Annotated in this window: 22 protein-coding genes and 3 tRNA genes; 12 read left to right on the forward strand and 13 right to left on the reverse strand. The window is 71.0% G+C overall.

What is annotated here, in order from left to right; translation table 11 throughout:
* Positions 1-27: 27 nt before the first annotated feature.
* From ABH929_RS02890 to ABH929_RS02900, 3 genes are read left to right on the forward strand one after another with little or no spacing between them, the layout of a single operon-like run.
* Positions 28-717 (forward strand): YceI family protein, encoded by a 690-nt coding sequence (locus ABH929_RS02890; RefSeq protein ID WP_404560049.1) that lies wholly within the window; start codon positions 28-30, stop codon positions 715-717.
* On the forward strand, positions 714-1,229 hold the full coding sequence (locus tag ABH929_RS02895) for a sigma-70 family RNA polymerase sigma factor (protein WP_123294523.1): 516 nt from the start codon (positions 714-716) through the stop codon (positions 1,227-1,229). The genes ABH929_RS02890 and ABH929_RS02895 overlap by 4 nt, the downstream gene beginning before the upstream one ends.
* A complete protein-coding gene (locus tag ABH929_RS02900) occupies positions 1,226-1,933 on the forward strand; it encodes an anti-sigma factor family protein (protein ID WP_404560050.1) in 708 nt (235 codons plus the stop codon). Before ABH929_RS02895 ends, ABH929_RS02900 begins: the two co-directional genes overlap by 4 nt.
* Before the next feature lie 160 nt (positions 1,934-2,093).
* On the opposite strand, the gene ABH929_RS02905 is transcribed toward ABH929_RS02900, so the two are convergent.
* Positions 2,094-2,570, reverse strand: coding sequence for a MarR family winged helix-turn-helix transcriptional regulator (locus tag ABH929_RS02905; RefSeq protein WP_111083786.1), 477 nt, complete (start codon positions 2,568-2,570; stop codon positions 2,094-2,096).
* 128 nt (positions 2,571-2,698) lie between these two features.
* On the opposite strand from ABH929_RS02905, the gene ABH929_RS02910 reads away from it, so the two are divergent.
* Positions 2,699-6,271 carry a proline dehydrogenase family protein gene (locus tag ABH929_RS02910; RefSeq protein WP_404560051.1) on the forward strand — a complete coding sequence of 1,191 codons (3,573 nt, stop codon included), beginning with the start codon at positions 2,699-2,701 and terminating at the stop codon, positions 6,269-6,271.
* Between the two features lie 118 nt (positions 6,272-6,389).
* On the opposite strand, the gene ABH929_RS02915 is transcribed toward ABH929_RS02910, so the two are convergent.
* From ABH929_RS02915 to ABH929_RS02930, 4 genes are all read right to left on the reverse strand, one after another.
* Positions 6,390-6,587 carry a hypothetical protein gene (locus ABH929_RS02915; RefSeq protein WP_123339214.1) on the reverse strand — a complete coding sequence of 66 codons (198 nt, stop codon included), beginning with the start codon at positions 6,585-6,587 and terminating at the stop codon, positions 6,390-6,392.
* Positions 6,588-6,597: 10 nt separating this feature from the next.
* Positions 6,598-7,140 carry a dihydrofolate reductase family protein gene (locus ABH929_RS02920; RefSeq protein WP_404560052.1) on the reverse strand — a complete coding sequence of 181 codons (543 nt, stop codon included), beginning with the start codon at positions 7,138-7,140 and terminating at the stop codon, positions 6,598-6,600.
* A 108-nt stretch (positions 7,141-7,248) separates the two neighbouring features.
* Positions 7,249-7,596, reverse strand: coding sequence for a hypothetical protein (locus ABH929_RS02925; RefSeq protein ID WP_404560053.1), 348 nt, complete (start codon positions 7,594-7,596; stop codon positions 7,249-7,251).
* Complete coding sequence (locus ABH929_RS02930) at positions 7,593-8,588, reverse strand: SDR family oxidoreductase (protein WP_404560054.1); 996 nt, start codon at positions 8,586-8,588, stop codon at positions 7,593-7,595. The genes ABH929_RS02925 and ABH929_RS02930 overlap by 4 nt, the downstream gene beginning before the upstream one ends.
* 100 nt (positions 8,589-8,688) lie before the next feature.
* Between ABH929_RS02930 and ABH929_RS02935 the strand changes: the two genes are divergently transcribed.
* The gene (locus tag ABH929_RS02935; RefSeq protein ID WP_404560055.1) at positions 8,689-9,351 is read left to right on the forward strand and encodes a hypothetical protein; all 663 of its coding nucleotides are present in this window, start codon (positions 8,689-8,691) and stop codon (positions 9,349-9,351) included.
* On the opposite strand, the gene ABH929_RS02940 is transcribed toward ABH929_RS02935, so the two are convergent.
* Together ABH929_RS02940 and ABH929_RS02945 are read right to left on the reverse strand one after the other, a co-directional pair.
* Positions 9,323-10,096 carry a YqjF family protein gene (locus ABH929_RS02940; RefSeq protein ID WP_263092233.1) on the reverse strand — a complete coding sequence of 258 codons (774 nt, stop codon included), beginning with the start codon at positions 10,094-10,096 and terminating at the stop codon, positions 9,323-9,325. The genes ABH929_RS02935 and ABH929_RS02940 overlap by 29 nt on opposite strands.
* Before the next feature lie 147 nt (positions 10,097-10,243).
* Positions 10,244-10,681, reverse strand: coding sequence for an Lrp/AsnC family transcriptional regulator (locus ABH929_RS02945; RefSeq protein WP_111083794.1), 438 nt, complete (start codon positions 10,679-10,681; stop codon positions 10,244-10,246).
* Between the two features lie 247 nt (positions 10,682-10,928).
* On the opposite strand from ABH929_RS02945, the gene ddaH reads away from it, so the two are divergent.
* Both ddaH and rocD read left to right on the forward strand, forming a co-directional pair.
* Positions 10,929-11,831 carry a dimethylargininase gene (gene ddaH, locus ABH929_RS02950; RefSeq protein ID WP_404560056.1) on the forward strand — a complete coding sequence of 301 codons (903 nt, stop codon included), beginning with the start codon at positions 10,929-10,931 and terminating at the stop codon, positions 11,829-11,831.
* Positions 11,831-13,060, forward strand: coding sequence for an ornithine--oxo-acid transaminase (gene rocD / locus ABH929_RS02955; protein ID WP_404560057.1), 1,230 nt, complete (start codon positions 11,831-11,833; stop codon positions 13,058-13,060). The genes ddaH and rocD overlap by 1 nt, the downstream gene beginning before the upstream one ends.
* A gap of 86 nt (positions 13,061-13,146) precedes the next feature.
* Here the strand turns inward: rocD and ABH929_RS02960 are convergent, their stop codons facing one another.
* On the reverse strand, positions 13,147-14,139 hold the full coding sequence (locus ABH929_RS02960; protein WP_404560058.1) for an NAD-dependent epimerase/dehydratase family protein: 993 nt from the start codon (positions 14,137-14,139) through the stop codon (positions 13,147-13,149).
* A gap of 58 nt (positions 14,140-14,197) precedes the next feature.
* The gene (locus tag ABH929_RS02965; RefSeq protein WP_404560059.1) at positions 14,198-14,830 is read right to left on the reverse strand and encodes a hypothetical protein; all 633 of its coding nucleotides are present in this window, start codon (positions 14,828-14,830) and stop codon (positions 14,198-14,200) included.
* A gap of 240 nt (positions 14,831-15,070) precedes the next feature.
* On the opposite strand from ABH929_RS02965, the gene ABH929_RS02970 reads away from it, so the two are divergent.
* On the forward strand, positions 15,071-16,081 hold the full coding sequence (locus tag ABH929_RS02970; RefSeq protein ID WP_263092228.1) for an aldo/keto reductase family protein: 1,011 nt from the start codon (positions 15,071-15,073) through the stop codon (positions 16,079-16,081).
* Between the two features lie 209 nt (positions 16,082-16,290).
* Here ABH929_RS02970 and ABH929_RS02975 read toward each other — a convergent pair.
* The 3 genes from ABH929_RS02975 to ABH929_RS02985 all read right to left on the reverse strand — a co-directional run bounded on the left by ABH929_RS02975 (position 16,291) and on the right by ABH929_RS02985 (position 16,567).
* Positions 16,291-16,363: transfer RNA gene (locus ABH929_RS02975), tRNA-Phe, on the reverse strand.
* 1 nt (position 16,364) lies between these two features.
* A tRNA-Asp gene (locus ABH929_RS02980) sits at positions 16,365-16,441 on the reverse strand.
* A 53-nt stretch (positions 16,442-16,494) separates the two neighbouring features.
* A tRNA-Glu gene (locus ABH929_RS02985) sits at positions 16,495-16,567 on the reverse strand.
* Between the two features lie 258 nt (positions 16,568-16,825).
* Here ABH929_RS02985 and ABH929_RS02990 point away from each other — a divergent pair.
* Positions 16,826-18,103, forward strand: a complete 1,278-nt coding sequence (locus ABH929_RS02990) for a M23 family metallopeptidase (protein WP_205463564.1) — start codon at positions 16,826-16,828, stop codon at positions 18,101-18,103.
* Positions 18,104-18,136: 33 nt separating this feature from the next.
* On the forward strand, positions 18,137-19,606 hold the full coding sequence (locus tag ABH929_RS02995) for an NlpC/P60 family protein (RefSeq protein WP_404560060.1): 1,470 nt from the start codon (positions 18,137-18,139) through the stop codon (positions 19,604-19,606).
* Positions 19,607-19,811: 205 nt separating this feature from the next.
* On the opposite strand, the gene ABH929_RS03000 is transcribed toward ABH929_RS02995, so the two are convergent.
* Entirely contained in the window at positions 19,812-20,303 is a 492-nt protein-coding gene (locus ABH929_RS03000) for an inorganic diphosphatase (RefSeq protein ID WP_111086931.1), read from the reverse strand.
* A 64-nt stretch (positions 20,304-20,367) separates the two neighbouring features.
* On the opposite strand from ABH929_RS03000, the gene tilS reads away from it, so the two are divergent.
* A complete protein-coding gene (gene tilS / locus ABH929_RS03005) occupies positions 20,368-21,387 on the forward strand; it encodes a tRNA lysidine(34) synthetase TilS (protein WP_205463566.1) in 1,020 nt (339 codons plus the stop codon).
* A 9-nt stretch (positions 21,388-21,396) separates the two neighbouring features.
* Positions 21,397-21,948 (forward strand): hypoxanthine phosphoribosyltransferase, encoded by a 552-nt coding sequence (gene hpt, locus ABH929_RS03010; RefSeq protein ID WP_205463567.1) that lies wholly within the window; start codon positions 21,397-21,399, stop codon positions 21,946-21,948.
* The last annotated feature ends 1 nt before the right edge of the window (position 21,949 follow it).

Raw genomic sequence — 21,949 nt, forward strand, 5'->3', positions numbered from 1 at the left:
TCCAGACTGCCACCTCGTTGACCGGGTATGGGACTCCGCACACGCACCAAGGTCATCATCGGCATCTCCACCGGCGTCGTGGTCATCGCGGCCGCCGCTGTCATCGCCGGTCCGTCCATCTACGCGAACACCGTCAACGGACAGGCCGCCGCCGCACCCTCGCTGCAGGCGACGTCGTCCGCCAGCCTCGACGCGGCGGACGCCGACGGCACCTGGACCAGCACGGGGACCTCGTACGCCGGCTACCGGGTGCACGAGGTGCTGCAGGGGAATGATGTGAACGTGGTCGGACGCACGAAGGACGTTGAGGGCACCGCCGAGGTCGACGGCGGCTCCCTCGCGACGGCGACGGTCACGGTCCAGGTCGCGAAGATCACCACCCCCGAGTCCGCGCGCGACGCCTACTTCCGCGACACCGCGCTGGAGACGGACAAGTTCCCGACGGCGACGTTCACGCTGACGAAGCCCGTCGACGTCTCGAAGGCACTCGACGGCAGCACGCAGGACGTCACCCTGACCGGCACGATGGACCTGCACGGCGTCACGAAGGCCGTCACCGCCGACGCACAGGTGGCGGTCGGCACGGGTGGCACCGTCCAGGTCGCCGGCTCGGTGCCGATCACGTTCGCCGACTACGGCGTGAAGGCTCCCTCGCTCGGCTTCGTCACCGTGGACGGGAAGGGCTCCGTCGAGTTCTCCCTCGACCTGCAGAAGTGACCGTGTCGAGTCGTTCCGCCGACGAGCTGCTCGCGACGCTGTACCGCGAGCACGGTGACGCGCTCACCCGGTACGTCCGGCACCTGACGCGGGACGGCTCGGCGGTCGAGGACGTCGTGCAGGAGACCATGGTCCGTGCCTGGCAGCGACCGGCGGTGCTGGAACGCGCGCCGGACAGTGCACGCGCCTGGTTGTTCACCGTGGCACGCAACCTGGTCGTCGACGACGCCCGGTCCGCCCGGAACCGCCGGGAGTTCGGCACCGAACACCCCGTCGACCGTGCCGAGTCGGACCGAACCGACGCCGTGCTCGACCGCATCGTCGTGGCCGATGCGCTCGCATCGCTCTCCCCGGACCACCGCCGCGTGGTCGTGGACGCCTACTGGCTCGGCCACACGGTGCCGGAGATCGCACGACGACACGACATCCCCGAGGGCACCGCGAAGTCGCGGCTGCACTACGGGCTGCGAGCCCTGCGGCTCGCACTGCAGGAACGAGGAGTGACCCGATGAGCGACGACCGGTACGCAGAGTGGGACGCAGCGTACGTGCTCGGGTCCCTGAGCCCGGACGAGCGGCTCGAGTACGAGCAGCACCTGGAGACGTGCGACCGTTGCACGGCCGCCGTCGCCGAGCTGGTCGGCCTGCCGGGTCTGCTCGCCAAGCTGCCGGCCGACCAGGCGATCGAGATCGCCGAACCGGACGGGAGGCCCGACACCGGTTCCGAGAGCACCCTCGCCTCCGTCGCCCACCGCGTTCGACACCGTCGCCGCCGTCGCCGGGTCTGGGTCGCCGCCACCGCGGGGCTCGCGGTGGTCGCCGCCGTCCTGGGCGGACTCGCCGTCGGCACGGCGGGGGACCGCGGCTCGGTGCAGGCCGGACGTGACGTCTCGGCCTCGGCGACCGCGGACCGCTACGACATGACCGGCGCCCAGGGACTCGATGTCGAGCTCGCCGTCAGCGGCGAACAATGGGGCACACGATTCGACTGGGGCTGCTCGTACGGCGGCAAGGAGTGGGCGGCGGACGGATCGGTCATGTACGACCTCGTCGTGGTGCGGTCCGACGGCACCGCGCAGATCGTCGGCTCGTGGACGGCCGCGGGCGAGGACGCGAAGGGGCTGTCGGCGTCGACGGACATCCCGCGCGACGACATCGCGAGCGTGCAGGTGCGGCTCCGCGGCGAACAGGGAGCCCTCGCCGTCGTCGACCTCTAGCCGACCCGCCGTCCCCGCGCCCAAGCCCGCCCGCCCCGCCCGCGCCCAAGCCCGTGCGGTTCCGAAATCTCGGCATCTGGGTGGGCCACGGAGCCGTTCGTGGAACCTCGGCGCTCCCCGTGCGGCGAGTCGTGGAACCTCGGCTGACGTGCGGTGGCGGCTAGCCCGAGACGGCCTCGTCCGACACGTCGGGGCCGATCGCGTCCTGGACGCGCGCACTGACGGACCGGAGCGTGTCCGCGTCGGTCCCCACGGGCCTCCAGAACAGGTCTTCCAGCGCACCGGTGTGCGCGCGGATGCCAGCGAGCACCGCGCGGCGGCCGTCGGGGGTCATCTCCACCCAGCTGCCGCGGCCGTCGGTCGGGCAGTCGGCGCGTCCGACCAGGCCGCGGGAGACCATCCGTGTGACCTGGTGACTGACGCGCGACTTCTCCCAACCGATGCCGGCGGCGATGTCGCGGACGCGCAGCCGGTGGTCCGGCTCACGCTGCAGCCCGATCAGGATCTCGAACTCGGGGATGGAGATGCCGGCGCCCGCCTGGACGGCCTGGTCGAGCGCTCGGTCGAGGCGTCGCCAGACGTCGTGGTAGGCGTCCCACGTCGCCCAGTCATGGCCATCGTTGCCCTGCGTCGACATGCCGACCAGCGTATCCACCGCGGGGACCCACGGACCCCGCGGCCGTGTCTTTCATCCATGCGGATGACTCCTGGCCGACGTGCGGCGCGCTCCAAGGTGAGGTCGGAGGTGCGGCATACGATCGGAGCATGCCGAGCGCCCGCCTCCAGGACTGCACCGACGACGCCGTTGCGCTGGTCCGCAAGTGGCTGGCGGCGTCCGCCGGGGCGAAGCCGGACGCTGGTGCCGCCCGTCTCGCCGAAGCCCTGCGCGACGAGCGTGGGCTCGACTTCACGCGCAGCTTCGTCGACAAGGTCATCCGGCCAGAAGACCCCCGGGTCGCTGCCCGCAACCTCGAACAGGTCAGCCGCGACGTCCCCGACTTCCTCGCCTGGTACCTGCGCGGCGCGGTGACGCTCGGCGGTGGGTTCGCGACGATGGCGCCGTGGGCGGTCATCCCCACCGCACGGCGGATCCTGCGCCGGATGACCGGCCACCTGGTGATCGACGCGAGCACGGCGAAGCTCGGTCCGGCGCTCGCGAAGGTCGGTGGGCCGGGCACCCGGCTCAACGTGAACCTGCTCGGCGAAGCCGTGCTCGGCAGCGCCGAGAGCGACCGTCGGCTGCAGGGGACGATGGACCTGCTCGCCCGCGACGACGTCGACCACGTGTCGATCAAGGTCAGCTCGGTCGTGCCGCAGATGTCGATGTGGGCGTTCGACCAGACGGTCGAGCGGGTCGTCGACCGGCTCGTGCCGTTGTACCGGCTCGCGGCCGCTCCGCTGGCGTCCGGTGGCCAGGCCAAGTTCATCAACCTGGACATGGAGGAGTACCGCGACCTCGACGTCACCCTCGCGGTGTTCCGGACCCTGCTCGACCGCGACGAGTTCGCGGGGCTGCAGGCCGGCATCGTGCTGCAGGCCTACCTGCCCGACGCCGCCGGGGCGCTCGAGTCCCTGACGGCCTGGGCGCAGGAACGCCGGGCCCGGGGCGGCGCACCGATCAAGGTGCGGCTCGTCAAGGGCGCGAACCTGGCGATGGAGCACGTCGACGCGATCGTGCACGACTGGCCGCTCGCCACCTGGGGCAGCAAGCGCGAGACCGACACCGCCTACCTGCGGATGCTCGACGCCGCGTTGACCCCGGAGCGCACCGACGCCGTGCGCATCGGCGTCGCCGGGCACAACCTGTTCGACCTGGCGACCGCGTGGGTCCTCGCCCAGCGCCGCGGGGTGACCGACGGAGTCGACGTCGAGATGCTGCTCGGCATGGCATCGACGCACGCCGACGCCGTCCGTGCCGACGTCGGACAGATCCTGCTCTACACACCCGTCGTGCAGCCGGACGAGTTCGACTCCGCGATCGCGTACCTCGCCCGCCGCCTGCAGGAGAGCTCGAGCCCCGAGAACTTCATCGCCGCGGCGTCCGACATCGACCGAGACGCCAGCGTGTTCGACCGCGAACACGGCCGGTACCTGGCGTCGGTCGCCGCCCTCGACGAGCCGGTGCACGCGACGCACCGCACCCAGGACCGCCACCTGGCACTCGGCGAACCCGTCCTGCGCGACGCGTTCCGGAACGCCCCGGACACCGACCCCGCCGTCCCCGCCAACCGTGCGTGGGCGCTCGACGTCCTGCGCCGGGTACCGCGCTCGCAGCTCGGCGCGCAGACGATCCGCGGGGCGAAGGTGGCCGACCGCTCCAAGCTCGAACGGATCATGGCCCGCACCGCGCAGGCCGGCGTGAACTGGGGGCGACAGGACCCCTCCGACCGTGCTGAGCTCCTCGACCTGATCGGACACGAGCTCGAGACCCGCCGCGCCGACCTGATCGAGGTGATGGCCGCGGAGACCGGCAAGACGTTCTCCGAGGCCGACACCGAGGTCACCGAAGCCGTCGACGCCGCTCACTACTACGCCGAGCGCGCCCGTCGTCTCGGCGACGTCGAGGGTGCCCGGTACGTCCCGCCACGCCTGACCGTCGTGGTGCCGCCGTGGAACTTCCCCGTCGCGATCCCCGCCGGTGGGGTGCTGGCGGCGCTCGCCGCGGGCAGCGGAGTCGTGCTCAAGCCGGCACCCGAGGCGAAGCGCAGTGGTGCGCTGCTGGCCGACGTGCTCTGGGACGCCGGCGTGCCGCACTCGTTGCTGCAGCTCGTCGACCTGGCCGAGGACGAACTCGGCCGTGACCTGGTCGGACACCCCGCCGTCGACCGCATCATCCTGACCGGTTCGGCCGACACCGCGCGATCGTTCCGCTGGTGGCGCGCCGGTCTCCCGCTCAGCGCCGAGACGAGCGGCAAGAACGCGATCGTCGTCACGCCGAGCGCCGACATCGACCTCGCGGTGCAGGACATCGTGCAGTCCGCCTTCGGCCACGCCGGCCAGAAGTGCTCCGCGGCGTCCCTGGTCGTCCTGGTCGGCACGGTCGGCGAGAGTGAACGCTTCCGTCGGCAGCTCGTGGACGCCACGCGCACGCTCCGGGTCGCCTGGCCCGACGACCCCACCGCCCAGGTCGGCCCGGTCATCGCCGAGCCCGAGGGCAAGCTGCGACAAGGCCTCACCGAACTCGGGCCGGGGGAGTCCTGGCTCGTGCAGCCGACGGCCCTCGACGACTCCGGGCGGCTCTGGTCGCCCGGCATCCGTGACGGCGTCCGCCCAGGCAGCGACTTCCACCAGACCGAGTACTTCGGCCCGGTGCTCGGCATCATGCGCGCCGAGACGCTCGAGCAGGCGATCGCGATCCAGAACGGTACCGACTACGGCCTGACGGCGGGGATCCACTCGCTCGACGCCGACGAGGTGGCGGACTGGCTGGCGAGTGTGCGCGCCGGCAACCTGTACGTGAACCGCGGGATCACCGGTGCGGTCGTCGGTCGGCAGCCGTTCGGCGGCTGGAAGCGGTCGTCGGTGGGCACCGGCACGAAGGCGGGCGGACCGATGTACGTCGCGACGCTCGGCCGGTGGGAGCCGGTCCCGCGCACGGTGCACAAGAGCATCCAGCTGCACGGTCTCCCGCCGCGCGTGACCTCGGTGATCGAGGCCGCACGCAGCGGCTTGTCGTTCGAGGAGTTCGACCAGGTGCGGGCCGGTGCGCTGAGCGACGTCCGTGCGCGCGAGGAGCTGTACGGCGGATCGCACGACCTGTCGGGGCTCGTGGTGCAGCGGAACGTGCTGCGCCACCGACCGCAGTCCGTCATCGTGCGGCAGGCCGAGGACGCCTCGGCGGGTGACCTGGTCCGGGCGCTCGTCGCCGCCACGGCTGCCCGCGCCCACGTCCTGCTCAGCACCGCCCGCCCGTTGCCCGGTCCGCTCAGCCAGCTGCTGGCGTCGAGTCGATCGCCGCTGGACGTCGTCGACCACCTGGTCGAGTCCGACCAGGACTTCCACGCCCGTGCGTCGTCCGGCGCCGTGTTCCAGGCGAACTGGACGAGCGATGAGGACGCCGAGCCCGCCGACGCCCTCGGCGACATGCTCGCGCAGGGGCAGGACCGACCTGTGCACACGGCGTTCGGCGGCCCCGGCGCACGGATCCGGCTCATCGGTGGCGATGCCCTGGCGCTCGAGGAAGCCCTCGGAGCGAGCATCGACGTCGCGATCCACGACGCGCCGGTGGTCGAGGCCGGGTTGATCGAGATGCTCCCGTTCATCCGAGAGCAGTCGGTCTCGATCACCGCCCACCGGTTCGGGGACGTCGACGCGGACTTCGCTGACCTGCGCGTCTGACAGCTGCCGCTTCCTGCGCGTCTGACAGCTGCCGCTCGGTGAGCAGAAACGGTCGGGTGCGCTGCGGCGGACCCGACCATTCCTGCTCACGAAGTGCGCGGCGTGGCGCTGGCTCGGGTCAGTCCTCGGTGTCGCCTGCTTCTTCGTCCTCGACGCCGGTCTCGTCCATCCGGTCACGCAGGTGGTCGGCCATCGCTCCGGCGCCCTCGCCGTGGTGGTCGTGGTCGACCTGTTCGATCAGGCCGTGCAGTTTCTCGTGGTTCGTGGCCTCGTTCGCGCCGTCCATGACGGGCTCGGTCTGCTCGTTGTCGCTCATGGCTCGGACGCTACGCCGCGGTGGCTGCGGACCGGTAGTGCAGCTCGACGGCACCGCCGCTGAACGGCGTCGTCCCGACCAGCTCGAACACCGGGGTCGGCGCCGCGACCGGCAGCAGCGGCGCACCGGCACCGAGCGCCACGGGCATCACGGTGACCCGGAGTTCGTCGAGCAGTCCGGCCTGCTGGTACTGCGCCGCGAGGAGTCCGCCGCCGACGACCCAGACGTCGCGCTCGCCGGCTGCACGTTCGAGGTCGGCTTGGTGGTCCGCGACCTCGCCCGACACGAAGCGCACGTCGGCGCCGTCCGGCACCGGTAGGTCACGCGTGGTGAACACCCACGTCGCCAGGTCCGGGTACGCCCACGTGTCGTCGTGCTCGAGCAGCCACTCGTACGTGGTCGAGCCCATGACGACCGCGCCGATGCCCGCGAAGAACCGGTCGTGGTGCTCCTGGAACGGCTCGAAGCCGAACTGCAGCAGCCAGTCGAGGTCGTCGTCCGGTGCAGCGACGAAGCCGTCCAGCGAGGACGCGACGGAGTAGGTGGTGCCCATGCCCCGGACGCTACCGAGCACCGCCGACAGCGGTCGGCGGCGCCGGCCCCGACAGCGGTCGGCGGCGCCGGCCCCGACAGCCGTCGGCGGCGCCGGCCCCGCCAGCCGTCAGCGCCTGCCGCCCCGACCGACGACCGCGACCTCGGCGACGGTGAGCACCGTGGCGATCCACACCTGCTGCAGGGCGAACGTGCGGCGTCGTGGATCGAGGGCGAGCGGCACCATCGTCACGCCGTGCACCGCGTCGACGGCGGCGCTGAGCGTGTGCGCGTTCCCGGAGCCCGTGCGTGCGACGAGGGCAGCCTGCACGAGCTGCCGGACGCCGAGCACGCCGTGCAGCACGGCCTGGTCGCGTCCACGGAACGATCGGCTCAGGTGCCAGACGCCGAGCACCGCTCGGCCCAGCTCGACCGCCGATGCGGCCGGCGACGACCCCGCTCGTGCACGGCGCGTCATCGTCGTCGTCCCGCCACGAGCGCGACGGCCCCGGCGGCACCGAGCACCGCACCGATCAGACCGTTGCCCACCCGCCGGTGCTCCACCCACCAGGTCTGCGGCGACCATGCGTGTGCCGACTCGTCGAACACACCGTGCGCGCCGTGGTCGCCCGGCACCGGCTCGTACAGGTTGTCCTGCAGTTCCTGCCCGTCCTTGTCCGGTGCCTGCTGCCCGGAGACGAGCGTCTTGGCGGCGTACCAGTCGGCGAAGCGCCCGCTGATCCGGTTGCCGAGGATCGTGTAGACGGTCGACTCGCCGACCCAGGTGCGACGGCGCGGCCGCTCGGCCACGGCAGCGATCGCGCGGGCACCGACCTCGGGCTGGAAGATCGGTGCGACCGGCTGCGGGTGGTGCGGCAGCTTCGACTTCACCCACCCGAACTGGATCGTGTTGAGGGCGGGCATGTCGACCCGCGACACCTTCACCTTGCTGCCCTGTTCGAGCAGCTCGGAGACGACGGACTCGGTGAACCCGACGATCGCGTGCTTCGCGCCGCAGTACGCGGCCTGCAGCGGGATGCCCCGGAAGCCGAGTGCTGAGCCGACCTGGACGACGTGCCCCTGGCCGCGGGGCACCATCCGGGAGAGCGCTGCTCGGGTCCCGTTGACGAAGCCGAGGTAGGTCACGTTGAGCGCGCGCTCGAAGTCCTCGGGTGCGGTGTCCAGGAACTTGCCGAACACCCCGACCATCACGCCGTTCACCCACAGGTCGATCGGCCCGAGTTCCTGCTCGACGCGGTCGGCCGCGGCCTCGACGGCCTCGCGGTCGGACACGTCGGCGACCAGGGCCAGCCCGCGACGCCCCGCGGCCTCGACCTCGGCCACCGCGGCGTCGACGCCGTCCCGTCCACGGGCGAGGACGGCGACGTCCCACCCCCGCGCGGCGAGCTCCCGGACGGTCGCACGCCCCAGTCCTGCGGATCCACCGGTCACCACTGCCACTCGAGTCATGGCTCACTTGTACCTGCGGCCGACCGCGCACCACTCAGCCGGTGTCCCCCGGATCGGCGGGCACCGAACCACGATCACACCGACCGGGCATGCTGGCCACGTGGAGACCCGAGACCCCGAGAGCGACGAGCTCGCTGAGGAAACCCCTCCCGGCTGGGTCCTGAACACCCCGAACCGGCTGCTCGAGGTCTGGCTCTACCCCGTGCTCGAGCTGCTCCTCGCCGCCGTGCACGTCGCCCTCGGCATCGCCTTCGGGGGCGTCTTCGCGCTCGTCGTCGGCATCGCCGCTGCGGTCGTGTTCGGGATGGGTTCAGTCGCGCTGCTCGTGACGGGCTGGCGCGCGTACGACGAGCAGACGCGTGCGGCCTCGTGGCGCTGCCACGTCACCCGGGTGGTGGTGGCAGTGACGAGCGTGGCGGTCGTCGCGGTGGCGAGCCTGGTGGTCGGGACTCCATCCGGCCTGGTGTTCGGCGCGATCGCCGGGATCCCGATGGCGTTCCGGTTCGCGCGCGTCGTCCCGCGCATCGACCACCTCGTCGTCGCGTGGGCCTCGGCGTCGGTGGCGGTGATCTGCACGACCCTCGCCGTGATCGGGTTCACCGTGCCCGACCTCCCGGAGTACCGGACCGTCGCCTGGATCGGCGGGTCCTTCTTCGGGCTCTTCGGTGCCGTCGTTGCCGTTCACCAGTTCCGGGCAGCCGCCCGGGCGCCGCGCGACGAGCTCGAGCTCGGCCTCACCGCCCCCGACCGAACCGCGTCGTGACCCCCGACGAGTAGAGCACCGAGTCCGGCTCGAGCTCGGTCAACCCGAACGGCAGCCCGGCGGCCCCGATCAGGTCGTCCCGCAGCGACACCACCGAGGCCCGGTGCAGCGGCCACGCGTCGTGCTCGTTCGGCCAGAACCGCGTCCGCCCGGCCCGGTGCACGTGCATGCCCCAGCGTGCCGTCAGGAACGTGTCGAGCGGCCCCGGCTCGTCGAGTACCTCGCCCACGCGGACGTCGAGCATCGACCGCAGGTGCGTCCCGTGCCGCCGCATCGCGTACCCGACGCGGCCGTCGCCGCTCCGCGACTCGGCGTGCGCCCACCAGTAGGGCAGCCCGGTGGCCGCGCGTGCGCCGAGCGTCGGCAGCAGTTTGCCGGCGTCGAGCGACAGGAACACGACGCCGTGCTGGCCCTGCTCGTCGACCGTGTAGACGCGGACGTTCACCTCGACGAAGTCGCCGATCGAGCCGGTCCGCCCGAGCGCCCCGAGGGGCGGGAAGCGGGTGTCCTCGAACCGGAACGCGATGAGGCCCACCCAGGTGGTCACCCCGTCGTCGGTCCCGTCGAGCGCCATCGTGTCGGGTCGCGTGCCGGCCGGCAGCAGCGGGGCCACCGCCGACACGTCGACGCGCCAGTGCACGAAGACGACGTCGAGCCAGTCCTGCGAGATCCAGGGGCGGCCCGGCAGGCCGGGGGCGATGGACGGGAGGCCCGGGGCGCTCCGGGTGGGTCGGGTGTCGGTCACGGTGTGGTCGCCTCCGGTTCGATGGGTCCGGGCATGCCGGGTCGCGTCAGCGACGGGGTCGGCGGCGACCGGACGGGTCGCTGCTCGCGGTCCGGCGGAGTCCGCACGGGCCTCCCGGCCTGCGCGTCACGTGGCACCTGCCGGACGTTACGCGGTGTCGCGACTGACCAGCTTGGAGAGCACGATCGCGGACCGTGTGTGGTCCACCTGCGGTGCGAGGCGGACCTTGTCGAGCGCTTCTTCGAGCGCGGACAGGTCCTTCGAGCGCATGTGCACCACGGCGTCGGCGCTCCCCGTGACCGTGCCGGCGTCGATGACCTCGGGCACGGTGTCGAGCAGCGCACGGAGCTCGTCGGGGGAGACGGTGCCGCGGCAGTACAGCTCGACCCAGGCCTCGGTGCCGCGGTCCTCGACGGCGGGGTCGACCTTGATCGTGAAGCCCTGGATGACGCCGTCGCCGACGAGCCGGTCGACACGGCGCTTGACGGCCGATGCCGAGAGTCCGACCACCGACCCGATGTCGCCGTAGCCGGCGCGGGCGTTGTCCCGGAGTTGATCCAGGATGCGGTGGTCGAGCGAATCCATTGCACCCATCGTACGCGGACTTCTTGCGAGGTCGGCGGGTCGGACGCACGAAACGTGCGTCACCCGAACGGGTGTCATGGTCCGACGGATGGGGGACTGCACTCTTCGGACGGTTCATGCCAGACTTTCGAGTGGCGTCGACCTGGTCCGCTACGGCGAGTGAGCCTGCATCTCGCCGGAGCACCTCTCCTTCGTTCCGTTTCGGTTCCTGGCAGGCTCGGGCCCCGGTCCCTTCTCAGGAGGACTGATGTCGAACACCGCACCCTCGACCACCGATGCACCGGCCCGTACCGCCACCAAGCGGACGATCCTGATGTGCAAGCCGGACTTCTACACGGTGAGCTACCGGATCAACCCGTGGATGCACCCGGAGGAGCCGACCGACACGTCGAAGGCCGTCGCTCAGTGGCAGACGCTCGTCGACGTGTACGAGCAGCTCGGCTTCGACATCTCGTACATCGACCCCATCGACGGCCTGCCGGACATGGTCTACGCGGCCAACGGCGGGTTCGTGCTCGACGGCATCGCCTACGGCGCGAAGTTCCAGTACCCCGAGCGCCAGCCCGAGGGTCCGGCGTACATGGACTGGTTCCGTCAGGCCGGCCTGACCGTCGCCGAGCCCGAGCAGACCAACGAGGGCGAGGGTGACTTCCTGCTCATCGGGAACACGATCTTCGCCGGCACCGGCTTCCGGTCGGACAGCACCTCGCACGACGAGCTCGCGACGATCTTCGGCCGTGAGGTCGTCACCCTCAAGCTCATCAACCCGAGCTTCTACCACCTCGACACCGCCATCGCCGTGCTCGACCCCGAGCCCGCCGCTGACGGCACCAGCAACATCGCGTACCTCGAGAGCGCCTTCGACGAGCCGTCGCTGGCGATCCTGCGCGAGCGCTTCCCCGACGCGATCATCGCCACGGAAGAGGACGCAGCGATCCTCGGCCTGAACTCGTACTCCGACGGGTACAACGTCGTGATCGCCGCACGCGCGACCACGTTCGCGGCGCAGCTGCGCGAGAAGGGCTACAACCCGATCGGCGTCGACCTGTCCGAGCTGCTGCTCGGCGGTGGCGGCGTGAAGTGCTGCACCCTCGACCTGCACCCGGTCGGCACCGGCAACTCCGTCGCCCGCTCGCTCGGGGTCAGCTGATGTCGGCGGCAGCGTCGCTCGGGGTCAACACCGCGGCGGCGCTCGCCGTCGAGGACCGCGCCCTCGCGCACAACTACAGCCCGCTGCCCGTCGTCATCGCGTCGGGCTCCGGAGCGACCGTCACCGATGTCGACGGCAAGCAGTACCTGGACGGGCTCGCCGCGTACTCCGCGGTGAACTTCGGCCACGGCAACCCGCGGCTGCTCGACGCCGCCCGGGCGCAGCTCGACCGGGTGACGCTCACGAGCCGCGCGTTCGTGAACGACCAGCTCGGGCCGTTCGCCACGGCGCTGGCGGCGTTGACGGAGACCGAGATGGTCCTGCCGATGAACACCGGTGCCGAGGCCGTCGAGTCCGCGATCAAGGTGTCCCGCGCCTGGGGTTACCGCGTCAAGGGGGTCCCTGCGGACCGCGCGACGATCATCGTGGCGTCCGGGAACTTCCACGGCCGCACCACCACGATCATCTCCTTCTCGGACGACCCCGATGCCCGCAACGACTTCGGTCCGTACACCCCGGGCTTCCGGACCGTGCCGTACGGCGATGCCGAAGCCCTGCGCGCAGCGATGGACGAGACCGTCGTCGCCGTGCTGCTCGAACCGATCCAGGGCGAGGGCGGCGTGGTCATCCCACCGGCCTCGTACCTGCCTGCTGTCCGGGAGCTCTGCGACGAGTTCGGCGCGCTGTTCGTCGCCGACGAGATCCAGTCCGGCCTCGGCCGCACGGGCCACACCCTCGCCGTGCAGCGCGTCGGGGTCCGTCCCGACCTCATCACGCTCGGCAAGGCGCTCGGCGGCGGCATCGTGCCGGTGTCCGCGGTCGTCGGCTCGGCGTCCGTCCTGGGGGTGCTGCGTCCCGGCGAGCACGGTTCGACCTTCGGCGGGAACCCGCTCGCCGCGGCCGTCGGGGCCGAGGTCGTGGCGATGCTCGGCGAGGGCACGTTCCAGCAGCGCGCCCTCGACGGCGAACCGCTGTTGCGCGGACTGCTCGACGGGCTCGTCGGGCACGGCGTCGTGTCGCACCGTGTCGCCGGACTCTGGGCGGGGATCGACATCGACCCCGCGCTCGGCACCGGCAAGGAGATCTCGAAGGACCTGGCCGACCGCGGACTCCTCGTGAAGGACACCCACGGCTCGACGATCCGCTTCGCCCCGCCGCTCGTGGTCACCGACGACGAGCTGCGCACGGCGATCGGCACGCTGTCCGACGTCCTGGCGTCGCGCGCCTGACGGGCGCGGTCCACGCGCTCGCTTCGTGAGCAGAAATGGTCGGGTCGCCACACGGCACCCGACCATTTCTGCTCACCAAGCGCGGCTCACACCGCCCAGCGCGCCGCCAACTCGTCCATCAGGCCATCGAGCCGCTCGTCGACGACCTGCTCCTCTGGATGCGCCTCGTACCAGGCGATGACCTCGCGCACACCCTGCCGGTAGGGCGTCCGCGGCCGGTACCACGGCACGAGCGACCGGACCTTGCTGTTGTCGAACACCGAGCTGTTGGCCTTGTCGCCGAGCAGCGCCGCACCCCACTCGGCATCGGCGGCGGCGATCGCATCCGCCGGCACGTGCACGATGTGCAGGTCGTCGACACCAGCCGCTGCCGCGATCTCGTGCGCGATGGCATTCCACGTCGGCGCCTCGTCGCTCGTGATCGTGAATGCCTCGCCGATCGCCTCAGCACGGTCGAGCAGCCCGGTGAACCCGACCGCGAAGTCACGGCTGTGCGTCAGGGTCCACAACGACGTTCCGTCACCGGTGATGATGATCGGCTTGCCGGCGCGCATCCGCGCCACCGCGGTCCAGCCGCCCGTCAGCGGCAGCTTCGTCTCGTCGTAGGTGTGCGACGGCCGCACGATCGTCACCGGGAAGTCCTGCTCCCGGTACGCCTCCATCAGCAGTTCCTCGCACGCGATCTTGTCGCGCGAGTACTGCCAGTACGGGTTCTTCAGCGGCGTCGACTCCGTGATCGGCAGGTGCGTCGCCGGGGTCTGGTACGCCGAGGCCGAGCTGATGAACACGTACTGCCGCGTCCGTCCGGCGAAGAAGTCGATGTCGGCCTGCACCTGGTCCGGCGTGAATGCCACCCAGTTCACGACCACGTCGAAGCGGCGGTCGCCGAGTGCGTCCGCCAGGGCGCTGCGGTCCGACACATCGGCCTGGAGGCGCGTCACACCCTCCGGGATCGGCCTGCCCCCGGTGGTCCCCCGGTTCAGGACCGTGACGGCGTGGCCCTGTTCGGTCGCCTCCCGCACACAGGAGGCGCTGATCACGCCGCTTCCGCCGATGAACAACACGCTGGCTCCGGTCATGGATGCTCCCTCGCTCTCCGCGGCGCAGCCCTGCGCCGAACCCCTCCGATCCTGCCCCTCAGATGCTGGGTCGGGCATCGAGCACCGTGCCGAGCATCGTCACGTCCTGTGCCCAAGCCGCGGCGCCGGGGTGGATCCATCCGAGCAGTTCGATCGCGTAGTCGTGGTCCCGCCGAAGATCACGCCCATGGATCGGCTCGTGGTGTGCGGCCCGGTTGCGCACGAAGTGCAGTTGCTGCATCCGTGTCCGAACCTCGCGCTGGCGAGTCAGCGCATCCGCTGGGCCGTGTGGGAACGCGCGGTGGAGTGCTGGAGTCCACAGGGCCGTCAGGTAGCGAGACTCGAACAGGTACCGCCAGAACCCGAAGCTCAGTTCGGCAACGACTCGCCCGTGCACCTCTGCTCGTTTCCCCCCTCGCGTGGCACGCCTTCGTGCGACGACCAGATCGTTCCTGCCTTGTGCGTCGAGGGGAACGACGTCGAGCCAGGATGAGCCTGGGCGACGAGCAGTTGCCCAAGCGCGGAGCTGCACGTCTGCAGCGTTTCGCACCACGACCTCTACGGCCCCGGTCAGCTCCATCACGGCAGCTGCAGCTCGCATGTTCCATTCGTAGAGCCCGACAGCGCGTGCGTCGTCGGGCAGGGCTCGGAAGTAGGAACGAAGGCGTTCCCGCGTCAGCAGGTCGACCACGTCCGCCGGCTCCACGCGACCTCCAGTTGACATCGAACGCTCGTCCCATAGACTCATATATCGAAGACCCCGGAACGATCACTGGCTCAGTCCACATCGCCGGGGTTTCGTCTTGGGCTGCTGCATCTGAAACTTCAGCGTACAGGTACCCGCTTCCTGGCCGAGTGCTCCTGGGGGCGGCGCGACTACCGTCACGGTTCGGGTCGCATCGACGCGCCCCACGACAGGAGTGACACGCACATGGAGTACCGCTACCTCGGCAACTCGGGCCTCAAGGTCTCCGAGATCACCTACGGCAACTGGCTCACCCACGCATCCCAGGTCGAGAACGACGCGGCCATCGCCTGCGTCAAGGCCGCCCTCGAGGTGGGCATCTCGACGTTCGACACCGCCGACGTCTACGCCAACACCGGCGCGGAGACCGTCCTCGGCGAAGCCCTCAAGGGGGAGCGGCGCCAGTCGCTCGAGATCGCCACGAAGGTGTTCGGGCCGACCGGGCCCAAGGGGCACAACGACACCGGGCTGTCCCGCAAGCACATCCTCGAGTCGATCGACGGTTCGCTCGGCCGCCTGCAGACCGACTACGTCGACCTGTACCAGGCGCACCGCTTCGACCACGAGACCCCGCTCGAGGAGACGATGCAGGCCTTCGCCGACATCGTGCGCCAGGGCAAGGTCCTGTACGTCGGCGTGAGCGAGTGGACCGCGGAGCAGCTCCGTGCCGGCGCCGCCCTGGCGAAGGACCTCGGGTTCCAGCTCATCTCGAACCAGCCGCAGTACTCGGCGCTGTGGCGGGTCATCGAAGACGAGGTGGTGCCGACCTCGAAGGAGCTCGGCATCTCGCAGATCGTCTGGTCGCCCATCGCGCAGGGTGTCCTGACCGGCAAGTACAAGCCGGGTCAGCCGCTGCCCGAGGGCTCACGCGCCACCGATGACAAGGGCGGCGCGGACATGATCAAGCGCTTCATGCGCGACGAGGTGCTGTCCTCGGTGCAGGAGCTCGAGCCGATCGCGAAGGAACTCGACCTGTCGATGGCGCAACTCGCCGTCGCCTGGGTGCTGCAGAACGAGAACGTCGCGAGCGCGATCATCGGGGCGTCGCGTCCGGAGCAGGTGCACGACAACGCCGGCGCTGCCGGTGTCACGATCCCCGCGGAGCTGCTCGCCCGGATCGACGACGCCCTCGGTGCCGTCGTCGAGCGTGACCCGGCGAAGACGAACGACAGCAGCCCGAAGACCCGCGAGGCCTGAGCCCGGAGGCCGGCAGGCGGGCGCGATCCGCGCCTCCAGGCTGTCGGGGACCCGGCGCGAACGCGAGCCGCACGACCGAAGTCACCCCGAACCGCACAGTTGCGTGGTTCGGGGTGACTTCGGTTGTGCGCGACGACCGACGAGCGCTCGCGACCAGACGGCTCAGGCAACGGAAAAGGCCCCCTGCCGAAGCAGGGGGCCTTCACCGGTGGCTGGACACGGCATCGATCCGTGGACCTTTCGATTTTCAGTCGAACGCTCTACCAACTGAGCTATCCAGCCGTGGCGACCCTGACGGGACTTGAACCCGCGACCTCCGCCGTGACAGGGCGGCACGCTAACCAGCTGCGCTACAGGGCCATGTTGAATTGCTGTGGTGTTGCTCAGTACTACTTGCTCGCTCACTCGGAGAGTGACCCCAACGGGATTCGAACCCGTGCTGCCGCCGTGAAAGGGCGGTGTCCTAGGCCACTAAACGATAGGGCCGCAAGTGGTGCTTCGCGCTACCGATGGACAAGCATACGGATGCCCCCGGGGGTTCGCAAATCGGGCCGCGTTCCCGCGGAATCCCCGGCGTGTCGCGCCCGCCCGGCACCGGGTGTCGAGGTTGCGGTGCGAGCATCGTCGTCGGCTCCACGCCCCTCGTCCGAGGGGCTGTGGGGCTGCGACACCTGTTGTTACTGTTGCGTCTGTTAACAGTGTTACGTGCGTGAGCCTTGCCGCGCTGTTACGAAATCGAGATACATGTCGACCTCACCTTCGCTCTCCCTCCGCAACCGCAGCCGCCTCGTCGCCGCCGCGGTCGCCGTCGCGCTCGCCGGCAGCACCCTCGCGGTCCTCGCTCCGGCGACGTCGGCCAGTGCCGCGAGCTACCCGAGCTGGTCCGAGGTGCAGAAGGCCAAGTCGTCGACGAGTGCCCAGCAGGCGAAGGTCACCGAGATCAAGTCGCTCATCTCGACCCTGAAGTCCGAAGCTGCTGCGAAGCAGAAGGCCGCACAGGCCGCCGGCGAGGCCTACCAGGCTGCACAGAACAAGTACGACGAGGCGACCCTCGAGCAGAAGACGCTCCAGTCGCAGGCGGACGACGCCGAGCAGACCGCCGCACAGTCCGAGGAGCAGGCCGGTCAGCTCGCCGCGCAGCTCGGTCGGGCCAGCGCCAACGACGTGACGACCGACATCCTCACGCACCCCTCGGACTCCGGTGACCTGCTCTACGAGCTCGGCGCCATGTCGAAGCTCAGCGAGCAGGCCGACGGCATCTACTCGCAGGCGTCGCAGGACCGGGGCACCGCCCAGGCGCAGGCCGACAAGGCGGACAAGGCCAAGGCGGCGCTGGGAGACCTCGCCGACGCAGCCCAGTCGAAGATGCAGCAGGCGCAGGGTGCTGCCGACGCGGCGCAGACCGCCGTCGACGCCCAGAACGACAACGAGTCGCGGCTCGAGGCACAGCTGACCGCCCTCACCACGAAGCAGCGCGGTGTCGAGGCCGACTACCGCAAGGGCGTCGCCGCCGAGAAGGCCCGACAGGCCCGCATCGCCGCTGCTGCGGCCAAGGCAGCCGCGAAGGCCGCGGCGACGAGCCAGGGCGGCACCGGCGGTGGGACGGCCAACTCCGCCGGGTGGGTCCGTCCGGCAGGCGGCTTCCAGACCAGCGGCTACGGCATCCGCGTCGACCCGTACACGCACGCCACGGCACTGCACGCCGGGGTCGACCTCGCTCCCGCCTGCTACGCCCCGATCTACGCGGCCCACGACGGCACCGTGACCTTCGCCGGCAACGGCGGCGGCTACGGCAACGAGGTCATCCTGGACAACGGCGGCGGCATCTCGACGGCCTACGGACACATCGTCGACGGCGGGATCATGGTCGCGAACGGCCAGCACGTCTCCGCCGGGCAGCAGATCGCCAAGATCGGTTCGACCGGCTGGTCGACCGGGTGCCACCTCCACTTCGAGACCCGGGTCAACGGTGCTGCCGTCGACCCGGTCCCCTTCATGGCAGCGCGGGGGATCTCGGTATGAGCATCAGCGCAGCCGGGATGCGTTGACCCCGCCATGACCCTGTCCGCTCGCTCGTTCTCCTGCGGGATCGCCACCGTCGCCGTGCTCGGCATCGGACTCTCGGTCGTCGTTGCAGGACCCGCCCAGGCCGCGCCGTCGGCGCCGTCCTGGGACGACGTCAAGGCCGCGAAGTCGGACGCCGCCGACGCGCAGCAGACGGTGGACGAGCTGAGCGACCGGCTGACCTCGCTGCAGGCCACCGCGGACCGCGCCGGCATCGTCGAGCAGCAGGCCGGGCAGGCCTACGCCCTCGCTGCCTCGCAGCAGCAGGAGGCGAAGGACACCCTCGCCGACCTGTCCGCACAGTCGAAGCGGGCCAAAGGCAAGGCGGACGACTCCGCGGGCCAGGTCGCGGCGCTCGTCGTCGAGCTGTCCCGCACGGGCGGCGGCGACCTGTCGACGACGATGCTCACGGACGCCTCGGACTCCGGCGACCTGCTCTACCGCGTCGGCACGATGTCGCACCTGTCCGAGCGGTCGGCGACGATCCTGGCCCAGGCCCGCTCCGACCAGAAGACCGTGGACTCGCTCGCCGACCAGCAGGCCGTGGCCACGACGGCACTGAGCAAGGCGACCGAGGCCACGAAGAAAGCCTTCGCGACCGCCAACGACGTCTCCGCCGATGCCCAGGCCCGAGTGCAGAAGCAGCAGGACCAGCAGGACGAGGTCCTCCGCCAGCTCGCGTACCTCAAGGGCACGAGCGTCGCGACGGAGAGCGCGTACTGGAGCGCGCAGCAGGCCAAGGCGGCCGAGACCGCCCTGGCGGCCCAGACGAGCAGCGGCGGCGGCGCGACCAGTGGCAGCGGGAGCAGCGACAGCGGCGGCACCGGCACCTCCACGAGCCCGAGCACCGGCGGCGGCAGCACGAGTACGGGCCCCGACACCGGCTCCGGCAGCGGCACGACCACGCCGTCCAAGCCGAGCACCCCGTCCAAGCCGAGCACCCCGTCCAAGCCGAGCACCCCGGCCGCTCCAGCTCCCGCCCCCGCCCCCGCCAAGCCCAGCACGCCGACGCCGTCGAAGCCGAGCACCCCGGCGCCCACGACCCCGGCACCCGCCCCGAGCAGCCCGTCGAAGGCCGCAGGCGCCATCTCCTACGCCCGCACCCAACTCGGCAAGCCGTACCTCATCGGTGGCGCGGGCCCGAACAGCTGGGACTGCTCCGGCCTCGTGATGATGGCCTACAGCTCGCAGGGCATCGCGACCGGCGGCCACAACGTCGTCTGGCAGTACAACTACTTCGGCTCGATCGGCCGTCTCGTGCCGCTCTCGCAGCGCCAGCCCGGCGACATCCTCTTCTACTCGTCGAACGGAACCGCGTCCGGCGGTTACCACGACTCGATCTACACCGGCAACGGGATGATGGTCGAAGCGGCCCGACCGGGCGTCGGCGTGGTCGAGCGGGCGGTCTGGACGCCGAGTCAGCTCCTGCCGTACGTCGCCCGCCCGAGCGGTTCCCTGTAGCCCGCAGCCCGGTCTTTCCCAGAGCGGCTGCGGTAGCAAGCGGGATCGGGCGTACCTGCCCGGATCAGAGCACCAGGTACGCCCGTTCCCACGAGGTACGCCCCCGCACCGCACCACACGGCAAAGCACCCCACGAACGCAGAACGGCGCCCGCCCTCCGGATGGAGAGCGGGCGCCGTTCGGCGTCAGGAAGCCTCAGGAAGCGTCAGTGACCAGCGGGCACGTACGCGGCCTGGCCGGCCTGCACGATCGCCTCGGCCTCGGCGGCGTCGCCCCAGCCCTCGGCCTTGACCCACTTGTTCGGCTCGAGGTCCTTGTAGCGCTCGAAGAAGTGCGCGATCTCGGCCTTCGTCTGCTCGTCGACGTCCGAGATGTCCTGGATGTGCGTCCAGCGCGGGTCCTTCGCGGGGACCACGAGGACCTTCTCGTCCTTGCCGGCCTCGTCGCTCATCTTGAAGACGCCGACCGGACGGACCTTGACGCCCACGCCGGGGAACGTCGGGAACTCGAGGAGCAGCAGCGCGTCCACGGGGTCGCCGTCGTCGGCCAGGGTCTTCTCGAAGAAGCCGTAGTCGGTCGGGTAGACGAACGACGTGAACAGCACGCGGTCGAGGTAGACACGACCGGTCTCGTGGTCCACCTCGTACTTGTTGCGGCTGCCCTTGGGGATCTCGACGACGACGTCGTACGCGGCCATGTCTGTACTCCTGGTGTGTCGGTGGGGCTGTCGGTGGTCCCGAGAGCGCGGCTAACGTTACCGGGTGAACTCTCCGCGTCCCCGGCTGGACCCTGCCGTCGCCGAGACCCGCCTGGCGGTCCGCGACCTGCTCGCCACCGCGCTCGACGACGGCGTCGTCACCGCGGGTGACCTCGTGCTGGTCGCGCTGAGCGGCGGACCGGACTCGCTCGCGCTCGCCGCGGCCACCGCGTTCGAGGCGGGCAAGCAGGGACTCCGAGCCGGGGCAGTGGTCGTCGACCACGCGCTCCAGGCGGGCTCCGAGGCGGTCGCGAGCCGCGCCTCCCGGCAGGCATCCGAGCTGGGTCTCGACCCGGTCGAGGTCCGCAGGGTCGCGGTCGGCTCCGACGGTGGTCCGGAGGGCGCCGCCCGGGAGGCCCGCCACGCGTCGATCGCCGAGGTCGCCTCCGCCACCGGGTCGCCTCTCGTGCTGTTGGGACACACCCTGGACGACCAGGCCGAGACGGTGCTGCTGGGCCTGCTGCGCGGGAGCGGGCCGGACAGTCTGTCGGGCATGCTGCCGCTCGCGCGGCGCGAGCAGGGGCCGGCCTACGGCCGCCCGCTGCTCGCCGTGCGTCGGCACGCGACGCGGCAGGCGTGCGCCGCCGCCGGGTTGGCGCCGTGGCACGACCCGCAGAACGACGACCCCGCCTACGCCCGTGTCCGCGTGCGGAACACCCTCATGCCGGTGCTCGAGCGCGAACTCGGTGCCGGGGTGCCCGAGGCGCTGGCGCGGACGGCCGACCAGCTGCGCGAGGACTCGGCGGCACTCGACCACTTCGCCGAGGAACTGGCGGAGGACATCGCCGAGCACTCCGAGGCCGGCATCTCGCTGTCCGTCCGGGCGCTCGGGGCGAACCCGCCGGCGCTCCGGCAGCGACTCGTGCGCCTGGCGGTCGAGAGCGAGTTCGGGGTGACGCTGTCGCGCGTGCAGACGCTCGAGGTCTGCCGGCTCGTCACGGACTGGAGCGGACAGGGGCCGATCGACCTGCCGGGCGTCCGGGCGTCGCGATCCGGTGACCGCCTGTCGTTCAGTGCCGGTTAGGCTGGACCGGTGGAACTCTCCGACGTCCAGGCAGACCTGTCCGAAGTCCTCTTCACCCCCGAGCAGATCGACGACAAGCTCGCCGAACTCGCGGCGGTCGTCGACGCCGACTACGCGGGCCGCGACCCCCTGCTCGTCGGTGTCCTGAAGGGTGCCGTCATGGTGATGGCGGACTTCTCGCGGCACCTCAAGATGCAGGCGCGGATGGACTGGATGGCGGTGTCGTCGTACGGCTCCGGCACGAAGTCGTCCGGTGTGGTGCGGATCCTCAAGGACCTCGACACCGACCTGCACGGCCGCGACGTCCTCATCGTCGAGGACATCATCGACTCCGGTCTGACGCTGTCCTGGCTCAAGCAGAACCTGCAGTCCCGCGGTGCCGCGAGCGTCGAGATCGTCGCCCTGCTGCGCAAGCCCGAGGCCGCCAAGGTCGAGGTCGACGTCAAGTACGTGGGCTTCGACATCCCCGACGCGTTCGTGGTCGGCTACGGCCTCGACTACGACGAGCGCTACCGGAACCTGCGCGGTGTCGGCGTCCTGGCGCCGCACGTGTACTCGTAAC

The organism is Curtobacterium sp. AB7 (genome assembly GCF_044909335.1).
GTDB lineage: Bacteria > Actinomycetota > Actinomycetes > Actinomycetales > Microbacteriaceae > Curtobacterium.

Coding starts and splice junctions, on each gene's coding strand:
- ABH929_RS02890 (WP_404560049.1), top strand. CDS start 28: ATGGGACTCCGCACACGCACCAAGGTCATCATCGGCATCTCCACCGGC.
- ABH929_RS02900 (WP_404560050.1), top strand. CDS start 1,226: ATGAGCGACGACCGGTACGCAGAGTGGGACGCAGCGTACGTGCTCGGG.
- ABH929_RS02905 (WP_111083786.1), bottom strand. CDS start 2,570: ATGTCGACGCAGGGCAACGATGGCCATGACTGGGCGACGTGGGACGCC.
- ABH929_RS02910 (WP_404560051.1), top strand. CDS start 2,699: ATGCCGAGCGCCCGCCTCCAGGACTGCACCGACGACGCCGTTGCGCTG.
- ABH929_RS02915 (WP_123339214.1), bottom strand. CDS start 6,587: ATGAGCGACAACGAGCAGACCGAGCCCGTCATGGACGGCGCGAACGAG.
- ABH929_RS02920 (WP_404560052.1), bottom strand. CDS start 7,140: ATGGGCACCACCTACTCCGTCGCGTCCTCGCTGGACGGCTTCGTCGCT.
- ABH929_RS02925 (WP_404560053.1), bottom strand. CDS start 7,596: ATGACGCGCCGTGCACGAGCGGGGTCGTCGCCGGCCGCATCGGCGGTC.
- ABH929_RS02930 (WP_404560054.1), bottom strand. CDS start 8,588: ATGACTCGAGTGGCAGTGGTGACCGGTGGATCCGCAGGACTGGGGCGT.
- ABH929_RS02945 (WP_111083794.1), bottom strand. CDS start 10,681: ATGGATTCGCTCGACCACCGCATCCTGGATCAACTCCGGGACAACGCC.
- ddaH (WP_404560056.1), top strand. CDS start 10,929: ATGTCGAACACCGCACCCTCGACCACCGATGCACCGGCCCGTACCGCC.
- rocD (WP_404560057.1), top strand. CDS start 11,831: ATGTCGGCGGCAGCGTCGCTCGGGGTCAACACCGCGGCGGCGCTCGCC.
- ABH929_RS02960 (WP_404560058.1), bottom strand. CDS start 14,139: ATGACCGGAGCCAGCGTGTTGTTCATCGGCGGAAGCGGCGTGATCAGC.
- ABH929_RS02970 (WP_263092228.1), top strand. CDS start 15,071: ATGGAGTACCGCTACCTCGGCAACTCGGGCCTCAAGGTCTCCGAGATC.
- ABH929_RS02990 (WP_205463564.1), top strand. CDS start 16,826: ATGTCGACCTCACCTTCGCTCTCCCTCCGCAACCGCAGCCGCCTCGTC.
- ABH929_RS02995 (WP_404560060.1), top strand. CDS start 18,137: ATGACCCTGTCCGCTCGCTCGTTCTCCTGCGGGATCGCCACCGTCGCC.
- ABH929_RS03000 (WP_111086931.1), bottom strand. CDS start 20,303: ATGGCCGCGTACGACGTCGTCGTCGAGATCCCCAAGGGCAGCCGCAAC.